Raw genomic sequence first — 16,246 nt, 5'->3', positions numbered from 1 at the left:
GGTACTGGAAGATGAGTTGAGAAAACCCTGGCCCAGGGAGTAGGCCCCCATCGCCCGGCCTTCTCCCAGGGTCTGGGTGACCTGCGGGGTGACACTGGTGATCAGCTCGCTGAGCTGGCGCAAGTCACTCTGGGGGTCGCGGCTCAAGCCGGACTGGCTGGCAATGATCTGGCTGAGCATCTGTGCCTTGTTGAGCAACTTGCCGATCAACGCACTTTTGCTCTGCAGCGAGCTTTCCTGTTGCTGGGCCTGGAAGGCCGTGATCAGTTCGTCACGCTTACCTTCAAAGGCAGCGATTTGCTCAGGTTCGGCAGCCATCGGGTTGAGGCCTTGCAGACGGGCGAGCACGCTCTGCTCCAAGGCGCTGATCTTGCCCTCAAGGTCAGCGGCCTTGCCGGACTGACCGAGCGTTGCGTTGATCTGCACCTGGTTATTGAGGGTTTCCAGGTCACGGCGCAGGACCAGGCTGCTGCCGAGCAAATCCAGGCTTTGCAGCTCGACACGGGTGCCCTGGAATTCGCGCCAGGAATCACGCACCAGGTAATAGTTGGTGGCCAGCATCGGCAGCAGGAACAGCACGCTGATCAGGCTGAACTTCAGGCCGAAGCTAAGACGGTTCATCAGCGCGACGGCGGGATAGAGCAAGCTCTTCACAGGTGACCTCCCTTTTCTTTGTTTTATTTTTATTCGGGCGCAGGGCGGCGGCAGAAAGCCACTATTTGGCGCTCTGTCTGTATAGCTCAATTTGAAAGGGAGTTTTGTAACGTAAAGTTAACGAGTGAGGGTGGCAGGGGGCTGCTGCGCAGCCCGTCGCGGGGCAAGCCCGCTCACCACAGGAATCAGGGGAGCACGGTCCAGATCGCAAACCCGGCATACCACAGCACCGCCGCACGCAGCAGCAGTTCCCACAGGCGATCCAGGCTGTTGATACCGTCTGCACCCACTACGGGCGGTTGGATTTCAGCGGCGACCAGGCCGACTTTTTCCACCAATTGCGCGGCGCTGATGTCCCAGCTCAGCAACTCGTGGAGCATGACACGGCTGACCGCGACGAAGTTGCCCACCAGCGCAAAACTGGCCGCCAGCAGGCGCACCGGCAGCCAGTCGAACGCGTGACGCAGCTGCCCGGCGCGCTCAGCCACCAGAGGGTTCTGGCTGTGCTCACTGGCGAGCGCCAGCAGTCGATAGGCCAGCGCGGCGACCGGCCCCAACAGGAAGTACCAGAAAATCACGGCAAAGAAGCTCTGGTAGGCCTGCCACAACAGATGGCCCTGGACGCGCTCCAACAGTTGCTCGCCGCTGTCGGCGCCCAACTTCAGGTCACGCTCGGCCACATGTTCGGCCGCCTGCAGGTCACCACGGCGCCAGGCATCGCGAAATGGCCCCAGCCCAGCCAATAGATCGCCACGGCCCAGGCTGTAGATCACCACCAGCAAGTGCACCGGCAGCGCCAACAAACCATAGGCCACCGGTTCCAGCACCAGCAGCAACAACGCCAGCAACGCCACCGGCAGCAACACCAGCAGGACCAGAATCAGCCACGGCTGCTTGCCCATGCGCGGGCTCGACTCCAACTTGGCCAATTCGCGCAACCAGCCGCCATCACGCTGCAACCGCTGGCGCAGGGCCGAGAACTTCTCGATCCACACGGCCAACACCAACACCAGAAAACTCATCGTGCGTGTCCTCCATCCTGCAGGGCGCTGCGAAAGCGCGCCCAATCAAAAGCGGGGCCGGGATCGGTCTTGCGCCCCGGAGCGATGTCGCTATGGCCACAAATACGTTGCGGCGTAATACCTGGGTAGGCTGCCAGCAACTGCCGTGTCAGGTCGATCAGCGATACATACTGGGGGTTGGTGAACGGCAAATCATCCGTGCCCTCAAGCTCTATCCCCAAGGAAAAGTCATTGCAGGTCTCACGCCCTTCGAAGCACGAGACCCCGGCATGCCAGGCCCGGTCTATACAGGACACAAACTGCGTCACGGTGCCATCGCGCTCAATCAGAAAATGCGCAGACACCCGTAGGTCGGCAATCCCTTCAAAGTAGGGATGTTCCGTGACGTCCAGGCGATTCTGGAAAAACTCCTGCACTTTGCCGGTAGCGAACTGCGCGGGTGGCAGGCTGATGTTATGCACCACCAACAGTGAGATTTCGCCTGCCGGGCGCTCGTTGAAGTTGGGTGAAGGGCAATGGCGAATGCCCTGGCACCAGCCGCTGGCGGGGTCCAACTGCATACAGGATCCTTGAACGTGACTAAGTGTGACCAGTATGCCGCGTTCGACCCCGTGGTTGCGATCACTTGCCGCGATTGAGTTGACGCAGCTTGCCCACCACCGCCGCCAGCGCCCGCTCGAACAGCGGCTCGTCGTCGAGGTGATGCAGCGCGCCACGTTTGAGCGCCATTGCCAGTTGGCCCGCACTTTTCTCCAGAACCTTGAGCCCGGTACGGCCGACGAAAACGTAGGTGTTGGCCGGCGCCATGATCGCCGTCAGCTTGCACCGCAGGGTGCCTGCCGGGCCCTGCTGGAACACGATCCAGTCACCGACTCGCAATTGGTGCACCTTGGCCAGGTCCGGATCATCCTCCGGCAGGCCCTCGACGGGATCGAGCGGCAGTACGCTGAACACGAAGGGTTCACGCACTTCGAGCCATCCATCGCCCCCCTCCGGCGGCCGGACATGCAGGGTCTGCAAGCGCACAAAAAAATCACGGGTGCTGAAGGGGTCGAATGCAGCGCTGGTCAAACCGTCGCGCAGTGCCTTGAGCAACCCAGGCAACTGCTCCAGCAAGTGCACCCCGGCTTCAGTGTCTGCCGGCAGGCTGACACTCCAGATCAGCTCATCCATGGTGCGCAGCCCTGCTTGCCATTGCACCGACTGCTCGCCGTGCTTGAGGCTGGCCAGCAACAGCACCTGGCTCCAGGCCTGTTGCAGGAACTGCACCACCGCCTGCGGCAAAACCTTGCCCAGCATCCGTCGATTCAGTACCTCGGCCACCCGTGCCCGCGCCGCTTCTGTGCGCACGCGCCCTTCTTCAGCATGGCGGGTGTGCTGTTCAAGCAATTCGCTGCGACGACGCTCATCGGCGGTGAACGCAGTGAATTCAGTCAGCAATTGGGAAAAAATCGCCGGGTCTTCAACAAAATCATTGAGTAAACGCTGAACCACCTGCTCTATGCGCAGGTACAGGCTGTCGCGCTGGAAGTCATCGACCGGACTCCAGCCCATGGCGGTGGTAGCGATTTCATTCAACAGGCGCCGCGCCGGATGACCGGGGCGACTGAAAAAACTCTTGTCCAGCACCGCCACTTTCAGCATCGGGATCTGCAGACGGCCGATCAAGGCCTTGAAGGCGTCCGGCACTGCGCGGTCATTGAGGATGAATTCGAACAGCAGGGCGATCAGGTTGATCACATCTTCATCCGCATCCTCCACCACCCGCGACTTGCCACTCTTGACGCTGACACGGGTAAGTAACTGCTCGAGTTGGTTACACAGGTCGAAATCATCCTCGGCTTCCGGCTCCGGGACGTACTGCTGCAAGTGGGATAACAGCCGCAGCAGGTCGCGGGTGGCGATAGGCTGGGGTTCGGCACTGGCTTCAAGGGTAGGCGACACGCTACCACGCACGACGGTCAACAGCGCCTGCAAGGCGCTGAAGGCTTGCTGGCCATTTTCGTCGACGTGTTGGTCGGTGCTCGGCAATACCTCTTCACGCTGATGATCACGGGCGGCACGGCCACAGGGGCGGCGGGACGGCGCGGCCTTGAGTTCCGGCAACACGCCGGTCGCGACCAGCAGCTGATTGGCTTCACCGTACAGTTGGTCAGCATCACTGAGTACGTACTTTTCAAACAGCTTGAGCATGATCAGCTTGACGCGGATCTCCACGCCCAGGCTACGCCCGGCACGCAGGAAAAACTCGCACAGCAGCGCCGGACCCAGGGGGTTTTCACAGTCGTCCAGGCGATTGCCGAGCAAGACACTCAGGCGTGCCGTGAGTTGCGACAGCGCCAGGCCGTCGCGGTGGCGCACCCGGCCCAGCATGGCTTCAAGCGCGACGGCTTTTTCCAGGTCATCCTTGGACGTGCCTGAGGCCGCGTCATAGGACACCACCGGCACCAACTGAAGTTCACCACGGCCCGCCAGCCCCAGGTTGCCAAAGGCTTCGAACAGCCGCTCCATGAACACACGCTCGAAATTCTTGCGCTTGAGGCGCAGGTCGCGCATGGCTTCAAAGAAGATATGGTGGTCCACGTTGTTGCGGGCCTTGTCGGCCATTTCGAACAAGGTGTCGTCGGCGTTATCGAACAGTTCCTGTAAACCCTGCTGCAACTGCTGCGCCGCCTTGTCGCGAACCTGCAGCAGCACCACCGGCAGGCGCGCGAGCGGCGATGGCGTGGCTTGTGCCTTGTTGATTGGCACCACCTTTCCGTCATTGTGCATCCTGGCCTCCTGAAACGGCGGTAAAGCGTTGGGGAAAGATCGGGTACAGGCCCAATAAGGCTGTGGATAACCGGTTATCACCAGGACGTCAAAGCTATGACGCCAATTGCAAGGCGCGAGATTATCTTGCAAATGAGTGCCGTTGCGCCAGCAAACTCTGACATTGCGCTGTAAATGAGTGGTGAGCCTGGGTTCAAACGCACGCTGCCCCTATAATCGGGACACTTTGTTTGTGGAGCCTGATATGCCGAACCTCCGTCTAGCCGACCTCACCGCCGAAATCGAAGCCAACGTGCGCCGCGCGCTCCTGGAAGACATCGGCAGCGGCGACATCACCGCACAGTTGATCCCGGCCGAACGGCTGGCCACGGCCACCATCATTACCCGCGACGCCGCCGTCATCGCCGGCACTGCGTGGGTGGATGCCGTATTCCGCCAACTGGACCCACGGGTCGCCGTGCACTGGCAGGTGGCCGACGGCGAACGCGTCAGCCCCAACCAGGCACTGTTCCACCTGGAGGGGCCGGCGCGTTCGCTGCTCAGTGGCGAGCGCTCTGCCTTGAACTTCCTGCAGTTACTCTCCGGGGTCGCCACACGCGCCCGGTTCCTGGCGGATTTTGTCGCCAGCACCCAGGTCAAGCTGCTGGACACTCGAAAAACCCTGCCCGGCCTGCGCCTCGCGCAGAAGTACGCGGTGACCTGCGGTGGCTGCCACAACCACCGTATCGGTTTGTATGACGCCTTCCTGATCAAGGAAAACCACATCGCTGCCAGCGGCGGGATTGCCCAGGCCATCAGCGCCGCCCACAAGATCGCACCCGGCAAGCCGGTGGAAATTGAAGTGGAGAGCCTGGACGAACTGCGCGAAGCGCTGGCGGCGGGCGCCGACATCGTCATGCTCGATGAATTGAGCCTGGAAGACATGCGGGAAGCCGTGCGCCTGAACGGCGGCAAGGCCAAGCTGGAAGCCAGCGGCGGGATCAATGAAAGCACCCTGCTGCCTATCGCAGAGACGGGGGTGGACTACATCTCCATTGGTGCGATGACCAAGGATGTGAAGGCGGTGGATTTGTCGATGCGCCTCAGTATCTGAGCACCTTAACTGTAGGAGCGAGCTTGCTCGCGAAAAACCTGAGAACGCCGCAGGGAACCAGGCAGCCCGCGTCATCGTTAGCGATTTTCGCGAGCAAGCTCGCTCCTACAAGCTGCGTCTAAACGACCAGGTCGTTCATCTCGCAGTATTCTTCCCATTCGACACCCAGCACCTCGGCCGCCTCTTTGTGCAAGGCCAGCCGCGCCGCTTCGAACTCTTCCGGCGTCGAGGTGTACTTGAGGGTCAGTTCCCAAGGCTGGAAGCCCTGGCTCTCGGCCTCGTCCTCAAACGCCCACTGGATCTGGTCGCGCTGATCATCGGCGCTCAGGTCCTTGATCTCTTCTTTAAGCTGCGGCGATTCCTCAAGGTATTTTTCGAGGGCTGCTTGATGCCGAACTTCCTGGGTCATTTCAGTCGTGGTCATGTCGTTCTCTTAGATCGAGGAATGGGGATGCATCTGGGTCATCAAGGTTGCGCAGATACAAAAGAGCCGGCACACGTGCCAACTCGTCTGGCCTTCAGAACCATTCTGGGATCATCTGAAAACATTGCCTTTGAAACAGTATTGCCTTTTTGCCCGAGACAGGAATCGAACCTGCGACCTTCGCGTTACGAGTGCGCTGCTCTACCAACTGAGCTACACGGGCGGTGGACTAAAGCTAGCACCGCATCGGGCGCCCGGCAACTTGCACCCTTCAACGAGCAATCACCCCCTGAGCCCAGAAGCGTGGTTGCAGGTAATTACCTTTGCGGTCCTGGTACTGCTGCTGGGCTTGTTGGAGGTGAGGCACATCGCGCACCGCGATAAATACCAACAGACCAACGGCCAACACACCCAAGGCTTTCCATAGGTTCCGCGCCAACGGCAGCACAGCGCTTGCTGGCACGCGCAACTCATGCAGCGCCATCAGCCAGCCCACCACCAGCGCCAACCAGACCTGGGAGTTGGGCATCACGATCACGCCATCGACCATGGCCTGCACCAGCGTCCCCACCAACGCCGCAAACAGGCACAAGCGCAGCAGGTCAACCCGCGCGGCGGACAGCGCTCGCTCGCGTAGCACAGCCAAGGTGGTCCAGCCGCCTCGCCATGCCAACACCGCCACGCACAGCGCCGAGGGTACACCCCACTCGCTGGCCCATTGCAGGATCGCCTGATGGGGATGAGCGGCAATCCTGTTGGCAATATCGGCAAAATGCATCGGTCCGTAACCAAGCCACGGTCGCTCGACGAGCATATGCCACGCCTGCCACCAGATCGGGCCCCGTCCCGACAGCGAAGTGGTGAGGCGATCCGCGGCATCACTGGTGAGTTCAATCCCCAGGTAATCCGCCAGCCCCGTGAATATCAGCCAATACAGTAACAGCCCAACCAACACCGCGACCAATTGCCAGCCCAGCCAGCGACGCCCCCATGGCCCAAGCAGCGCCAACACCACGCCCGCCACGCCCATGCCAAGCCAGGTACCCCGCGTACCGCCGCTGATTGCTATCAGCCACCAGACACACAGCAACGCAAACACCATCCCCCGCAAGGCGCGGGAGACATTGGGTATCAGCAAAGGCAGCGCCAGCAATGGCAAGGTAAATGTCTGAAACTGTCCGTAGAAACGCTTGTTGGAAAAGCCGGAGAGCAGTCGGTCAGGATCCAGCATGCGCTCGCCGCTGGTGAACGCCAGCGTACCGGCATACAGATACTGGAGCGACTTGATCAGGCACAGCAACACCACAACCAGGATCAGCACGCGATCCAGAGGCTCGCCGCCGTGACGACGAAGCAGGGCAAAGGCGACGGCAATCGCCGCGCAGCTGACAAACAGCGCCACTTCGGTAAGCGCCCATAGGGGCTGATGGGCCAGCGTCGACGACAGCAGGCCCAGCCCCACAACCAGCACCACGCCCCAGGCAGTGGGCCTGTCTACCCAGGGTTCAGTGGAGGTAACCGACAACCCATACAGCACCGCGCAAAACCCGATGGCAATTTGCATGACACGCTGTAGATCATGCCCGCCGAACGGTGCACAGATGCCGACACTCAACAGGCACACCGCTGCTACCAGGAAAACACCGCCTCGCTGCTGTACGGATAACACCATCGGCCACCTCTACTTCCCTGTGGATGGTTTAGCAGTTATGCGCCGTCGGCGCCGCAGCCCTTGCTGGCATATTTCGCTTCAGCGGTCGTCGCGCACTTCCAGCCGGCGGCGCTGCGGACCAGGGTGATGGTCTTGCCCAGCACCGGTGCCGGTGCGTCGAGTATTTCGCAGCTGATGGAGCCCGCCCCCGTGGCCACATCGCCTGCCACGTCGATCTTGCAGTTGGCCGTAGGGCTGGTGCCGCCGATCAAGGCCACGGTAGGTACGGTGCCCTGGTTCATGGTGTCTTCGTAACCAGCCTTCAACGCGGCAATTTCAGCCAGGCCGGCAGTGAACTTGGCCTTGGCCTGGTGGGTGGTGTACATGGGCAGGCCGATGGTGGCCAAAATGCCGATGATTGCCACGACGATCAACAACTCGATCAAGGTAAAGCCTTTCTGACGTATCACATTCACTCTCCAGAATAGAACTCATGACAAGGCGCGTCCTGCACCCCGTTTTTGCAACGGCGCCAGTGTACTCACCCGCAAGCGGCCAATCGCGCTCAAGACGCACATTCTGACATTTTTATCCCGCGCCATCGGCATGCCCGAATCCGTCACCTGACTAAGCTATAAATCTTCGACAGCCTGTATGCGGAACCGCGACATGGACAACGCTTCAACGACTTACGCCTGGGAAGGCATCAACCGCAAAGGGCGCAGGGTGTCCGGGCAAACCAAGGGGCACAACGCTGCCCTGGTCAAGGCACAACTGCGCCAGCAAGGGATCAGCCCCGGTCGTGTGCGCAAGCAATCCCCGCTGCCGCCAAGCCTCACCCCATCAGTCAAAGCGGCTGACATCACGCTGCTCACGCGCCAACTGGCGACGTTGCTGAAGGCTGGGGTTCCACTCCTGCAAGCCTTCGACATCATCAGCGAAGGCGTCGACAATCGCGCTGTGCGTGAGCAGGTGCTGGGACTTAAACAGGCGATCGCCGCCGGCAGCAGCCTGGCTGAGGCATTACGCAAACAACCGCGTTATTTCGATGAGTTGTACTGCAACCTGGTGGCCGCCGGCGAACAGGCCGGGGCGCTTGAGACACTGCTGGAAAGGGTGGCGATCCACCGGGAAAAGAGTGAACAGCTCAAGGCCAGGATCAAAAAGGCCATGACCTACCCCATTGCTGTCCTGGTGGTTGCCAGCCTGGTCACCGGCATACTGCTGGTCCACGTGGTACCGCAGTTCCAGGCCCTGTTCGCCGGAGTCGACGGCAAACTGCCGGCATTTACCTTGCACGTGATCGCCCTGTCGGCGTTCATGCAGCACGCATGGTGGATGCTGGTATTGGGCATAGTCGCGGGAGCCGCTGGGCTGCGCCAGGCCTATCGGGCTTCGTCGGGCTTTCGCTACTGGCTGGACACAGGTTTGTTGAAAGCGCCCCTGGCAGGCAAACTGCTGACAAAATCCGCCGTGGCCCGCTACGCCCGCACGCTCTCCACGACCTTCGCCGCCGGTGTTCCACTGGTCCAGGCATTGGATTCAGTCGCCGGCGCCGTGGGAAACGGCCCGTTCAAACAGGCAATCGAACATATGCGTCACGATGTATCCAACGGCATGCAACTGAATCAATCCATGGCCAACAGCGGCCTGTTTCCCGGCATGGCGATCCAACTGACGGCGATCGGCGAAGAGTCAGGCACCCTGGAACACATGCTGGAAAAGGTCGCCAACCACTATGAGGCTGACGTGGACAACCAGGTCGACAACCTCACCAGCCTGATGGAGCCATTGATCATGGTGGTGCTGGGGGGCATCGTCGGCGCGCTGGTCATCGCCATGTACCTGCCGGTCTTCCAGCTGGGGAGTGCATTTTGAGCCTGCTGTTGAACGAGCACCCATTGGCCTTTGTCACCATCGCGCTGGTACTGGGGCTGATCGTCGGCAGTTTCCTCAACGTGCTGGTCTGGCGCCTGCCAAAAATGCTCGAACGGGAATGGCGTGACCAGGCCCATGAAGTGCTCGGCTTGCCTGCCGAACCTGGCGGGCCGACCTACAACCTGATGCACCCCAACTCATGCTGCCCACACTGTGATCATCCAATCCGGCCGTGGGAAAATATCCCACTGCTCAGCTACCTGATGCTCAGGGGGCGCTGCGCCCATTGCCAGGGAGCCATCAGCCCCCGCTACCCTTTCACGGAACTCGCCTGTGGGTTGATCTCGGCCTGGGTTGCCTGGCATTTCGGCTTTGGCTGGCAGGCCGCAGCGGTGCTGGTGTTGAGTTGGGGGTTGCTGGCAATGAGCCTGATCGACGCAGACCACCAGTTGCTGCCTGATGTGCTGGTGCTGCCATTGCTGTGGCTGGGGCTGATCGTCAACAGCTTTGGATTACTGACGACATTACCCGACGCACTATGGGGCACCGTGATCGGCTACATGAGCCTGTGGAGCGTGTTCTGGCTGTTCAAGCTGGTCACCGGCAAAGACGGCATGGGCCACGGTGATTTCAAGTTGCTGGCCTTGCTCGGCGCCTGGGGCGGCTGGCAGATATTGCCGATGACACTGTTGATGTCGTCGCTGGTAGGGGTGTTTGTCGGGTTGATCCTGATGCGCCTGCGCAAGACCCTGGCGTCCACGCCGATGCCGTTTGGTCCGTATCTGGCAATTGCCGGCTGGATTGCATTGCTCTGGGGTGGTCAAATAACCGACTTCTATTTGCAGTCTGTCGGTTTCAGATGACCACTCCTGTTACAACACCTTGGATTCTCGGCCTCACCGGTGGCATCGGCAGCGGTAAAAGTGCGGCAGCCCAGCACTTTATCGACCTGGGCATTGACCTGGTGGACGCCGATCACGCCGCGCGCTGGGTGGTCGAACCCGGCCGGCCGGCGCTGGCCCGCATCGCCGAGCATTTTGGTGCTGGCGTATTGCAGCCCGACGGCCAGTTGGACCGCGCCGCGTTGCGCAAGCTGATCTTTGAGGTGCCCGAAGAGCGCCGCTGGCTGGAAGCCTTGCTGCACCCGTTGATTGGCGAGGAGCTTCGCGGTCACCTGGCTCGCGCCCGCTCGCCTTACGCGATCCTGGTGTCCCCGCTGCTGATCGAATCCGGCCAGTACAGCATGACCCAGCGCATCCTGGTGATCGACGTGCCGCAATCGCTGCAAATTCAGCGTACCCTGCAGCGCGACGGCATCAGCGAACAACAGGTTCAGGCAATTCTCAAGGCACAGTCCAGCCGTGAAGACCGCCTGAACCATGCCGATGACGTGCTGGTCAATGACCAGGATCTCGCCTGGCTGCACAGCGAGGTCGAGCGACTGCACCACTTTTACCTTACTTTGCGTGGAGGCCGATCATGAGCCAACCCTTGACCGTCGACTGCCCAACCTGCGGTGCACCCGTGGAATGGAATGCAGCCTACCCCAACCGGCCGTTCTGCTCGGACCGTTGCAAACTCATCGACCTGGGCGCGTGGGCCGCCGAGGAACACAAGATTCCCGTGGCGCCGGATGCCGAAGACGAGCTGTTTTCCGAAGACTTGCCGCCGCGCCACTAAGGCCGCATAAAGGCGTATTCCTGCTGGTCGTCGAGGTTTTCTGCGAGGTATTGCAGCTCGTCGGCCAGGTCTTCGAAACTGCGTACGCCCTTGCTCTGCTGCACCACCGCGCTGAGCATGGCGCGCAGGGTCAAGCCCGGGTCGAAACCGATTTCCTGTGCCGCATCCTGGCTTCTGCGCAACTCCTGCCGTGCCCACTCGTACACACTCATGATTCGTGCTCCCGCCTTGCCTAGGAAAATTTCGCAGAGCATGGGCCTGCTCGGCTGCGCGGGATTTGATCTGGGTCAACGCTGCGATTCGTCATCCTTCCAGGGCGCCGAGAGGTAGCGTGTGCGGTTGAATGTCTCCAGCCATTCCGGACAAAACACCACCAGGGCGCTGATCACCATGCCGTTGATAAAGGCTTCGGGGAAGATGATCAGCCACAGGTAGCCAACGAAATCCTCCAGCCATTCAGGCATGGCAAAACGACCGTCGAACCACAGCAACCCCAGCCCCAGCAGCAGGCAAAACAAGGCCGACAACGCGGCAGCAAAAAAACCGGAGCAGAAGATATACACGAAGGGATTGCGCGGCTGCGCTCGCTCGACCACAAGCGCACAGCCTTCGGTGATCAGCACCGGCAGCACGATCAGCAGCAGGCCGTTGACGCCAAGGGCTGCCAGGTCCTGGCGTCCAAGCAGCATTAACCCGAACTGGGCGGCAAAACCACCGACGATGGCCAGGGGCCAATCCAACAGCAGGGTTACGGCGGTCATACCGATAAAGTGTTAGGACACACCGGTGTCGAAATCCCGTCGTACCAGCCACAACATGAACAGTGCGAACACCGTACCGAACAACAAATGCTGGCGCCGCCGGTCGGCAAACAACTCCACCCATGGCGAGCGCAGGATCGCCCATAGCAGCACCGGTGCATACAACAGCCAGCCGATGCCGAGGGTTGTGGGCGCCAGCACTGCGGCACTGATCACGGCTTCACCTGCTCCAGGGCCTGGCGCAGTTCGGCAGCAGTGCCGTATTCATGTTGAGAAACCAACGTACCGTGATCCAACTGCAGCCACAGCACTTTATCCGCCGCCGCGGGATAACGCGGGGCGATACGTGCGTCACGGTCCAGCATGACGCGGTAGTTGTAGGATCGCATGGCCGGCACCGCAAACAATTTGGCGATCAGTCGAGGCATGCGCTGGATGTCAGCGACGAACACGGCATGCCGCGCTTCGAGGTAGCCTGCAGGTTGGCCTTGCAGCGCCGCGTCGACCAGCTTGGCCGCGTCCATGCTGCGCGCCACCAACAGAATCCGTGCCTGGTTATCGAGGGTATAGGCTTGGTCGAATTGATCGAGCAAGGTCCAGGGAGCGAGGCGTTCGCCCACTTCAACAGCCTGTGCCCATACCGGCAAAAGACTCAGCAACAGCACCACCAGACACTTCACTGCACGCTCCTCATTCGGGGGAATTACGCTTGAAAGGCCAGTCTACACCCTGGCTTTTGCAGCAGGACTTCCTGCGGTCATCATTTGGACGCTAAGCTGCAGGCATGGATGACTCAGATTATTTGCGCCTGCTCACCGTAGCAGCCGAACAAGCCAATGCGTTCCTGTCCAATGCCCGCAAATGGGAGCGTGAGCGTTGGGTCTGCCAGCGCCTGTTGCAAGGCTTGAATGTGCCCTACCGCGCCGAAGAGTTTCACCCCGCCGGGCAAGAACCGCCCGACGTGCTGTTTCGCGATGCCAGTTTCGAGGTGTTTTTCGTACTCGATGAAGGGCGCCGCCTGAACGACGAATGGCGTGACGAGCTGTTGCGTCGACGCAGTGCATTCTCCCTGAGCCAGCTGGTGCGGCGCGAAGCCAAGCCGCGGCGTATCCCCGCCCATGAATTCCTGCTGCGCCTGGCGCCCACGTTGCGCAAGAAGGCCCATAACTACAAAGAGCGCGGGATGGACCTGGGCGAATTGGATATCGTCGCGTTCACCAGCCTCAAGCGCGAAGTGCTCGACCTCAACAGCCACTTCCCCCCACCCACCGAATACTTGCGCCAGGGCTGGCGCTCGCTGTCGCTGGTGGGGCCGACATTTGCCCGGGTGCTGTTCGCCCACCCGGACGCGCCGGATTTCTTGCGCAACAACCTGGGGCGCAGCATAGTGTTCGATGTGGGCATCAGCCTCTGATCCCCCACTGTAACGTGGCGCCCTTTTGCAACGTCTACCTGACGAGGCCTTATATGACCAGCCGCCTGAACCCCGACGACCAACAGCATGTCGAAGAGTACCTGCAACTCTCCCAGAACCGAGTCGAGCGCAAGCCTTTCCGGCCGTGGCTGCTCCTTGGTGTGGTGCTGGTGGTGGTGATCGGGCTCGGCCTGCTCAGCCGCCTTTTGAGTTACCTGACGCTATGAGCTGCCTGGCGCTCGCGGGGGTAACTGCTCCGATTTCCTTTAGCCTTGCGAGATACCCCCATGACCCATCGTATTATTATCGTCGGCGGCGGCGCCGGCGGCCTGGAGTTGGCTACCCGCCTGGGTAAGACTCTGGGCAAGCGCGGCACCGCCAGCATCACGCTGGTGGACGCCAACCTCACCCATATCTGGAAGCCTTTGCTGCACGAAGTCGCTGCCGGCTCACTGAACTCCTCGGAAGACGAACTCAATTACGTCGCCCAGGCCAAATGGAACCACTTCGAGTTCCAACTGGGGCGCATGAGCGGGCTCGACCGCGAACAGAAGAAAATCCAGCTGGCCGCCACCCTCGACGAAGAAGGCCGCGAATTGGTGCCTGCACGCGTGCTGGGCTATGACAGCCTGGTGATTGCGGTAGGCAGCACCACCAACGATTTCGGCACCGAGGGCGCGGCGCAGCACTGCCTGTTCCTCGATACCCGCAAGCAGGCCGAGCGTTTCCACCAACAGCTGCTCAACCACTACCTGCGCGCCCATGCCGGGCAGACCGATGTGGTGGAAAAGATCAGCGTCGCCATCGTCGGTGCGGGTGCAACGGGCGTCGAACTGGCCGCAGAGTTGCATAACGCGGCCCACGAACTGGCGGCGTACGGCCTGGACCGCATCAAGCCGGAAAACATGCACATCACCCTGATCGAAGCCGGCCCTCGTGTACTGCCTGCCTTGCCGGAGCGGATTGGCGGGCCTGTGCATAAAACCCTGGAAAAGCTCGGGGTGACGGTGCTGACCAACTCAGCGGTCAGCGAAGTGACCGCCGACGCATTGATCACCAGCAGTGGCCAGGTGATTCCTGCCAGTCTCAAGGTGTGGGCCGCCGGGATTCGTGCCCCGGCTTTCCTCAAGGACATCGATGGCCTGGAAACCAATCGCATCAATCAACTGCAAGTGCTGCCGACGCTGCAAACCACCCGTGATGAAAACATCTTCGCCTTTGGCGACTGCGCCGCGTGCCCGCAACCGGGCACCGACCGCAATGTGCCGCCACGGGCCCAGGCCGCGCACCAACAGGCCTCGTTGCTGGCCAAGTCATTGAAACTGCGTATCGAGGGCAAGGACCTGCCGGCGTACAAGTACACCGACTATGGGTCGCTGATCTCGCTGTCGCGTTTCTCGGCGGTGGGTAACCTGATGGGCAACCTGACCGGAAGCGTGATGCTGGAAGGCTGGCTGGCGCGGATGTTCTATGTGTCGCTGTACCGCATGCACCAGATGGCACTGTATGGCTTCTTCCGCACGGCGATGCTGATGCTGGGCAGCAAGATTGGACGCGGGACTGAGCCGCGCCTGAAACTTCACTGACAACAGAGTCCCTGGTGGGACTCGGTCAATGTGGGAGGGGCTTGCTCCCTTCCACATTAGTATTGTGTTGGAGTTGAGATAATTTAAGGCAAAAAAAATCCCCGTATCTTTCGATACGAGGATTTTTAATATGGTCGGGGTAAGGGGATTCGAACTCCTGACATCCTGCTCCCAAAGCAGGCGCGCTACCGGACTGCGCTATACCCCGGTAAAAAAAAGGCGACCTTTCAGTCGCCTTCTTCGATCAGCGCTTTTGGCCTCTGATCTTAAGATTCGATTCCAGCGTTAACTGGTCTCAAAAATGGTGGGTCGTGTGGGATTCGAACCTACGACCAATTGGTTAAAAGACAATTGGTTCTAGTGCTTCAAAGCTCAGGATCGTGTTCGCTACACATAGCTATTTCCGTGGCCTCGCAGCCTCTAATGAACCCACATTAGAGGCTCCAAACCATGAAAATCACTGCGGTCGTTTCGACCAAGGGCGGCGTAGGCAAAACCACTATTGAGGCCAACCTCGGCGCATTCTGCGCGGACGCGGGCCTTCGCACACTCCTTATCGACCTGGATCCTGCTCAGCCCTCCCTTTCTTCGTATTACCAATTGGTAGATGAAGCCCAAGGCGGCATCTACGATCTGCTCGCGTTCAATATCACCGACTCAGCCAAGATCATATCCAGCACCGCGATTCCAAACCTGTCGTTGGTGATCTCCAATGACATCAACAACCAGCTGAACAGCCTCCTCCTGCAGGCTCCCGACGGACGGTTGCGCCTCGCCAACCTGATGCCCGCATTCAAAGATCATTTTGACTTGGTACTGATTGACACTCAGGGCGCCAGATCGGCCATGCTCGAAATGGTGGTCCTAGCCTCTGATTTGGTCATATCTCCACTTCCACCCAACATGCTCGCTGCACGGGAGTTCAGCCGGGGAACCATGCAGATGTTAGACGGCCTTCGCGCCTATGGGCGCCTGGGCATGAAAATTCCTCCCGTGCGGATCGTCGTCAACAACCTCGACCAAACCACCGACGCGCAGATGATCGAGCAGTCAGTACGGGAAATATTTCAGGACAATGACGAGATCAGCGTTCTGGAAAGCATCATCCCCACCGCTGTGGTCTTTCGTAGCGCTGCATCCCAGGGCCTCCCAGTACATCGCCTGGAATACCGGCAGCCTTCCAACCGCATATCCCCTGCAGCCCTTGTCGTCATCCGCCAATTGGCCATAGAGCTCTTTCCAGAATGGCGGGACCGTTTTGAGGCCATGACCGAGGAGAAGGTAGCAAAGTTGGTGAGGGAGGATCGTTGA

The 16,246-nt window shown here is 60.4% G+C and carries 17 protein-coding genes, 2 tRNA genes and 2 pseudogenes; 9 read left to right on the top strand and 12 right to left on the bottom strand.

Annotated features, from left to right (window positions below; all coding sequences use genetic code 11):
- Positions 1–839: 839 nt before the first annotated feature.
- From ampE to BLW22_RS01340, 3 genes are all read right to left on the bottom strand, one after another.
- The gene (ampE, locus tag BLW22_RS01350) at positions 840–1,676 is read right to left on the bottom strand and encodes a regulatory signaling modulator protein AmpE (protein WP_074843859.1); all 837 of its coding nucleotides are present in this window, start codon (positions 1,674–1,676) and stop codon (positions 840–842) included.
- Positions 1,673–2,236 (bottom strand): 1,6-anhydro-N-acetylmuramyl-L-alanine amidase AmpD, encoded by a 564-nt coding sequence (ampD, locus tag BLW22_RS01345; protein WP_065924088.1) that lies wholly within the window; start codon positions 2,234–2,236, stop codon positions 1,673–1,675. The genes ampE and ampD overlap by 4 nt, the downstream gene beginning before the upstream one ends.
- A gap of 61 nt (positions 2,237–2,297) precedes the next feature.
- On the bottom strand, positions 2,298–4,448 hold the full coding sequence (locus BLW22_RS01340; RefSeq protein ID WP_065948451.1) for a DUF1631 domain-containing protein: 2,151 nt from the start codon (positions 4,446–4,448) through the stop codon (positions 2,298–2,300).
- 244 nt (positions 4,449–4,692) lie between these two features.
- Here BLW22_RS01340 and nadC point away from each other — a divergent pair, with 244 nt between their 5' ends.
- Positions 4,693–5,541 carry a carboxylating nicotinate-nucleotide diphosphorylase gene (gene nadC, locus BLW22_RS01335; protein ID WP_027604881.1) on the top strand — a complete coding sequence of 283 codons (849 nt, stop codon included), beginning with the start codon at positions 4,693–4,695 and terminating at the stop codon, positions 5,539–5,541.
- A gap of 7 nt (positions 5,542–5,548) precedes the next feature.
- On the opposite strand, the pseudogene BLW22_RS35645 reads toward nadC, so the two are convergent.
- The 5 genes and pseudogenes from BLW22_RS35645 to BLW22_RS01315 form a co-directional block, all read right to left on the bottom strand.
- A pseudogene (locus BLW22_RS35645) lies at positions 5,549–5,638 on the bottom strand (outer membrane lipoprotein carrier protein LolA); the annotation flags it as partial.
- Between the two features lie 21 nt (positions 5,639–5,659).
- Positions 5,660–5,965, bottom strand: a complete 306-nt coding sequence (locus BLW22_RS01330) for a DUF6388 family protein (RefSeq protein ID WP_027604882.1) — start codon at positions 5,963–5,965, stop codon at positions 5,660–5,662.
- A 150-nt stretch (positions 5,966–6,115) separates the two neighbouring features.
- Positions 6,116–6,188, bottom strand: a tRNA-Thr gene (locus tag BLW22_RS01325).
- A 48-nt stretch (positions 6,189–6,236) separates the two neighbouring features.
- Positions 6,237–7,637 (bottom strand): O-antigen ligase family protein, encoded by a 1,401-nt coding sequence (locus tag BLW22_RS01320; protein WP_065948452.1) that lies wholly within the window; start codon positions 7,635–7,637, stop codon positions 6,237–6,239.
- A 35-nt stretch (positions 7,638–7,672) separates the two neighbouring features.
- A complete protein-coding gene (locus BLW22_RS01315) occupies positions 7,673–8,083 on the bottom strand; it encodes a pilin (RefSeq protein ID WP_065924109.1) in 411 nt (136 codons plus the stop codon).
- A 202-nt stretch (positions 8,084–8,285) separates the two neighbouring features.
- Between BLW22_RS01315 and BLW22_RS01310 the strand changes: the two genes are divergently transcribed.
- From BLW22_RS01310 to yacG, 4 genes are read left to right on the top strand one after another with little or no spacing between them, the layout of a single operon-like run.
- Positions 8,286–9,494 (top strand): type II secretion system F family protein, encoded by a 1,209-nt coding sequence (locus BLW22_RS01310; RefSeq protein WP_074843858.1) that lies wholly within the window; start codon positions 8,286–8,288, stop codon positions 9,492–9,494.
- Entirely contained in the window at positions 9,491–10,357 is an 867-nt protein-coding gene (locus tag BLW22_RS01305; RefSeq protein ID WP_074843856.1) for a prepilin peptidase, read from the top strand. The genes BLW22_RS01310 and BLW22_RS01305 overlap by 4 nt, the downstream gene beginning before the upstream one ends.
- Positions 10,354–10,977 (top strand): dephospho-CoA kinase, encoded by a 624-nt coding sequence (gene coaE / locus BLW22_RS01300; RefSeq protein WP_074843853.1) that lies wholly within the window; start codon positions 10,354–10,356, stop codon positions 10,975–10,977. The genes BLW22_RS01305 and coaE overlap by 4 nt, the downstream gene beginning before the upstream one ends.
- Positions 10,974–11,174, top strand: coding sequence for a DNA gyrase inhibitor YacG (yacG, locus tag BLW22_RS01295; RefSeq protein WP_065924082.1), 201 nt, complete (start codon positions 10,974–10,976; stop codon positions 11,172–11,174). Before coaE ends, yacG begins: the two co-directional genes overlap by 4 nt.
- Here the strand turns inward: yacG and BLW22_RS01290 are convergent.
- From BLW22_RS01290 to BLW22_RS01280, 3 genes and pseudogenes are all read right to left on the bottom strand, one after another.
- The gene (locus BLW22_RS01290) at positions 11,171–11,386 is read right to left on the bottom strand and encodes a hypothetical protein (RefSeq protein ID WP_003171680.1); all 216 of its coding nucleotides are present in this window, start codon (positions 11,384–11,386) and stop codon (positions 11,171–11,173) included. The two genes, yacG and BLW22_RS01290, sit on opposite strands and share 4 nt — an antisense overlap.
- A 75-nt stretch (positions 11,387–11,461) precedes the next feature.
- A pseudogene (locus tag BLW22_RS01285) lies at positions 11,462–12,151 on the bottom strand (energy-coupling factor ABC transporter permease).
- Positions 12,148–12,615: an FAD/FMN-containing dehydrogenase gene (locus BLW22_RS01280; RefSeq protein ID WP_074843851.1), complete on the bottom strand. Its 468-nt coding sequence runs from the start codon at positions 12,613–12,615 to the stop codon at positions 12,148–12,150. Before BLW22_RS01280 ends, BLW22_RS01285 begins: the two are co-directional and overlap by 4 nt.
- A 104-nt stretch (positions 12,616–12,719) precedes the next feature.
- On the opposite strand from BLW22_RS01280, the gene BLW22_RS01275 reads away from it, so the two are divergent.
- The 3 genes from BLW22_RS01275 to BLW22_RS01265 are packed head-to-tail and all read left to right on the top strand — an operon-like array spanning position 12,720 to position 14,935.
- Entirely contained in the window at positions 12,720–13,349 is a 630-nt protein-coding gene (locus BLW22_RS01275) for a DUF1780 domain-containing protein (protein WP_027604891.1), read from the top strand.
- A 53-nt stretch (positions 13,350–13,402) separates the two neighbouring features.
- On the top strand, positions 13,403–13,576 hold the full coding sequence (locus BLW22_RS01270; RefSeq protein ID WP_016976295.1) for a DUF3094 family protein: 174 nt from the start codon (positions 13,403–13,405) through the stop codon (positions 13,574–13,576).
- Positions 13,577–13,636: 60 nt separating this feature from the next.
- The gene (locus BLW22_RS01265; RefSeq protein WP_065924079.1) at positions 13,637–14,935 is read left to right on the top strand and encodes an NAD(P)/FAD-dependent oxidoreductase; all 1,299 of its coding nucleotides are present in this window, start codon (positions 13,637–13,639) and stop codon (positions 14,933–14,935) included.
- A gap of 131 nt (positions 14,936–15,066) precedes the next feature.
- On the opposite strand, the gene BLW22_RS01260 is transcribed toward BLW22_RS01265, so the two are convergent.
- A tRNA-Pro gene (locus tag BLW22_RS01260) sits at positions 15,067–15,143 on the bottom strand.
- 242 nt (positions 15,144–15,385) lie between these two features.
- On the opposite strand from BLW22_RS01260, the gene BLW22_RS01255 reads away from it, so the two are divergent.
- Entirely contained in the window at positions 15,386–16,246 is an 861-nt protein-coding gene (locus BLW22_RS01255) for a ParA family protein (RefSeq protein ID WP_033901916.1), read from the top strand.

This window comes from Pseudomonas marginalis (genome assembly GCF_900105325.1).
GTDB lineage: Bacteria > Pseudomonadota > Gammaproteobacteria > Pseudomonadales > Pseudomonadaceae > Aquipseudomonas > Aquipseudomonas marginalis.
This window is presented reverse-complemented; position numbering and strand designations above follow the sequence as displayed.

Coding starts and splice junctions, on each gene's coding strand:
- ampE (WP_074843859.1), bottom strand. CDS start 1,676: ATGAGTTTTCTGGTGTTGGTGTTGGCCGTGTGGATCGAGAAGTTCTCG.
- ampD (WP_065924088.1), bottom strand. CDS start 2,236: ATGCAGTTGGACCCCGCCAGCGGCTGGTGCCAGGGCATTCGCCATTGC.
- BLW22_RS01340 (WP_065948451.1), bottom strand. CDS start 4,448: ATGCACAATGACGGAAAGGTGGTGCCAATCAACAAGGCACAAGCCACG.
- nadC (WP_027604881.1), top strand. CDS start 4,693: ATGCCGAACCTCCGTCTAGCCGACCTCACCGCCGAAATCGAAGCCAAC.
- BLW22_RS01330 (WP_027604882.1), bottom strand. CDS start 5,965: ATGACCACGACTGAAATGACCCAGGAAGTTCGGCATCAAGCAGCCCTC.
- BLW22_RS01320 (WP_065948452.1), bottom strand. CDS start 7,637: ATGGTGTTATCCGTACAGCAGCGAGGCGGTGTTTTCCTGGTAGCAGCG.
- BLW22_RS01310 (WP_074843858.1), top strand. CDS start 8,286: ATGGACAACGCTTCAACGACTTACGCCTGGGAAGGCATCAACCGCAAA.
- coaE (WP_074843853.1), top strand. CDS start 10,354: ATGACCACTCCTGTTACAACACCTTGGATTCTCGGCCTCACCGGTGGC.
- yacG (WP_065924082.1), top strand. CDS start 10,974: ATGAGCCAACCCTTGACCGTCGACTGCCCAACCTGCGGTGCACCCGTG.
- BLW22_RS01290 (WP_003171680.1), bottom strand. CDS start 11,386: ATGAGTGTGTACGAGTGGGCACGGCAGGAGTTGCGCAGAAGCCAGGAT.
- BLW22_RS01275 (WP_027604891.1), top strand. CDS start 12,720: ATGGATGACTCAGATTATTTGCGCCTGCTCACCGTAGCAGCCGAACAA.
- BLW22_RS01270 (WP_016976295.1), top strand. CDS start 13,403: ATGACCAGCCGCCTGAACCCCGACGACCAACAGCATGTCGAAGAGTAC.
- BLW22_RS01265 (WP_065924079.1), top strand. CDS start 13,637: ATGACCCATCGTATTATTATCGTCGGCGGCGGCGCCGGCGGCCTGGAG.
- BLW22_RS01255 (WP_033901916.1), top strand. CDS start 15,386: ATGAAAATCACTGCGGTCGTTTCGACCAAGGGCGGCGTAGGCAAAACC.